This is a genomic window from Streptomyces phaeoluteigriseus, assembly GCF_001896135.2.
Classification (GTDB): domain Bacteria; phylum Actinomycetota; class Actinomycetes; order Streptomycetales; family Streptomycetaceae; genus Streptomyces; species Streptomyces phaeoluteigriseus.
Genome location: NZ_MPOH02000074.1, coordinates 1 through 1,908, shown reverse-complemented (window position 1 = coordinate 1,908; position 1,908 = coordinate 1). Strand labels below are relative to the sequence as shown.

The following is a 1,908-nucleotide window of genomic DNA, read 5'->3' as shown; positions in this document are numbered from 1 at the left end:
AACGCGTCACCCGCACCGTCCTCTCCGCGCTGGGCGGCCATGTGACGGGCGACGAGCGCGTGGCCCTGGCCCGTGCGTCCCGAGGGAGCCGGCGAGGGTGATCGCGTCCCGGATCCCGGCGACCGCCCGCAGTGGGGCGCAGGGCGTCGAGGGCGTCGTACTCGGCGTCTCCGCGGTGGCCACGGCCGGGGGCGCGGAGACCGCGGCGGGGGCGGCCGGGACCAGGACGCGAGGAGCAGCACGAGGACCCGCAGCCAGGAGCGGTGGCGCGGGAGGTTTCTGGCGGTGCTGCTCATGGCAGGTCATCTCCCCGCGACACGCCCGGCGTTCAGCACACCGGGCGTCAGAACCACCCGTTCGGAGCACGGGCGGGCGGGTGCGGGGCTCACGGGAAGGCTCGCGAGGCGGCTCACAGGGTGTCGGGGACCTGCTCCGCCCGGCCCCGGATGCGCAGCCCGGTGATGATCTCGACCACGACGACCACGACCAGCCAGATGCCGCCCACGAGGGTGAGGACGGCGACCGATGCGAACCGGGAGTCGATCAGGACGACTCCGGCGACGAAGGTGACGATCCCGAGGAGGATCTGCCGGCCGCGCGCGGGCATGCCCGGGTCGGCGGCGGCCAGGGTCTGGGTGATACCGCGGATCAGCCGGCCGATGCCGATCCACAGGGCCAGCAGCAGGATCGACCGCATCGGGCCGCGGAAGCGGAACAGGCCCAGCACGAGCGACAGGGCGCCGCTGATGAAGGCCGGCACGCGCAGCGAGGTCGCCCTGTGGGTGCCGAAGGCCGCGCCGAGCCGGAACACGCCGCTGAGGACGAGGTGGACGCCGAAGAGGACGCCGGCCGCGAACAGGGGGCGCCCGGCCAGACCAGGACCGGGACGCCGAGGGATAGCGACGCGACTCCGGTGAGCAGGACGACCTGCCATGCCGCCCGGGACAGGGCGTGCGGTGGGCCCTCGAACGTCGGTTCTGGTTCGTGCCGGTGCCGGTGCCGGTGCCGAGAGGCGGCGTGCGGCGGGGCCCTGTGCGGTGGAGCCGCGTGCCGGGCGTGGACTCCCCGGTCGTCGTACTCCGGGCCCCGGGGGAGCCGGTGGGTGGCTCGGTCATGGACCCGGCTGAGACCCGGTGGAGGTGCCCCCCACCTGGGGCGGGCCGGGCGGCTTACCCCTTGGCGGCCTTCGCCGCCTTGGCCGCCGCCTTCATCTCCTGCTTGTGCGCCCGCACCTTCACCAGCGACTCCGGGCCGGTGATGTCGGCGACGGAACGGAAGGACTTCGCCTCGCCGTAGGCGCCGGCCGCCTCCCGCCACCCCTGCGGGCGGACGCCGAGCTGCTTGCCCAGCAGGGCCAGGAAGATCTGTGCCTTCTGCTTGCCGAAGCCGGGCAGTTCCTGAAGCCGTTCCAGCAGTTCCGCGCCGGTGGAAACCCCGCCCCACACGCGGCTCGCGTCACCGTCGTAGTGCTCGACGAGGTACTGGCACAGCTGCTGGATCCGCTTGGCCATGGAACCCGGGTAGCGGTGCACGGCCGGCTTCTCCGACAGCAGGGCGGTGAAGGCCTCGGGGTCGCGGGCGGCGATGTCGTGCGCGTCCAGATCGTCCGCACCGAGCCGGTCGGCGATGGTCCGGGGCCCCTTGAACGCCCACTCCATCGGAACCTGCTGGTCCAGCAGCATCCCGACCAGCGCGGCGAGCGGGGACCGGCCCAGAAGCTCGTCGGCCTCGGGATCCTGGGCGAGGTGAAGGGTGACGTCCATACCCCGATCATGCCGCGCGGGGGGAGGGGACGCGCGTTCGCCCTGGGCCCGGCCCGTTCCGCCCTGCGCCTGGGCCCGGCCCTGTTCCGTCCTGCCCCGAGGGCTCGGACGGTTCCGCCCTGCGCCTGGGCCCGGCCCTGTCCTC

The 1,908-nt window shown here is 74.1% G+C and carries 1 protein-coding gene and 2 pseudogenes; 1 reads left to right on the top strand and 2 read right to left on the bottom strand.

Features of this window, described 5'->3' with window-relative positions:
* Positions 1 to 124: pseudogene (locus BM536_RS43795) on the top strand (DUF2267 domain-containing protein); the annotation flags it as partial.
* A gap of 285 nt (positions 125 to 409) precedes the next feature.
* Here the strand turns inward: BM536_RS43795 and BM536_RS38965 are convergent.
* Positions 410 to 1,115 (bottom strand): annotated as a pseudogene (locus tag BM536_RS38965) (HdeD family acid-resistance protein).
* 54 nt (positions 1,116 to 1,169) lie between these two features.
* Entirely contained in the window at positions 1,170 to 1,763 is a 594-nt protein-coding gene (locus tag BM536_RS38960; protein WP_073500199.1) for an HhH-GPD-type base excision DNA repair protein, read from the bottom strand.
* Positions 1,764 to 1,908: the final 145 nt, after the last annotated feature.

What these genes read in the sequence shown, in the direction of transcription:
- BM536_RS38960 (WP_073500199.1), bottom strand. Translation starts at nt 1,763, where the DNA reads ATGGACGTCACCCTTCACCTCGCCCAGGATCCCGAGGCCGACGAGCTT.